The organism is Mycobacterium simiae (assembly GCF_008370645.1).
In the GTDB taxonomy this organism is placed as follows: Bacteria; Actinomycetota; Actinomycetes; order Mycobacteriales; family Mycobacteriaceae; genus Mycobacterium; species Mycobacterium simiae_A.
Genome location: NZ_VTZN01000529.1, coordinates 1 through 458, shown reverse-complemented (window position 1 = coordinate 458; position 458 = coordinate 1). Strand labels below are relative to the sequence as shown.

At 68.8% G+C, this 458-nt stretch carries 1 pseudogene; it reads right to left on the bottom strand.

Annotated features, from left to right (window positions below):
- Positions 1-182: 182 nt before the first annotated feature.
- Positions 183-458, bottom strand: a pseudogene (locus tag F0Q45_RS28865) (beta-xylosidase); the annotation flags it as partial.

Genomic DNA, 458 nt, shown 5'->3' with positions numbered 1-458 from the left:
CCTAGACTTCGGATCTGCCTGCTCCCCGGCACCCGGGGTCAACGCGGCGCTCGCTGCACCAATCGCTTACGAGCACTTGACAGCGTTGAAAATCACGCATTGCGGAGGCGACGGTCGTCCGCGCTGGTGGCAACCAGCGCGTCCGCGCACACCGGGAGGACGTCAAGGGAAGACGATCAGTCTCAGCCCGCACCCGAAGGACCGGGTGAAACCGGCTGACCGGGTACTGGTCCGCCCGCTGGGGCCGGACTAATCGGCGCACCCTTGCCGGTCCCAGACATGTCGATGAGTGGCGCACCAGCCAGCGCCGGCGCATCTACCGGAGCACCAGCTGCCAACGGTCCCAGCGCGATCAACGGAACACCAGCTGGCATTGGCGCAACTACCGGCCCGCCAATGGGCACTGGTGCCACGGCGGGCACCGGGGCGACGGCGGGCACCGGGGCGACGGCAGGCAC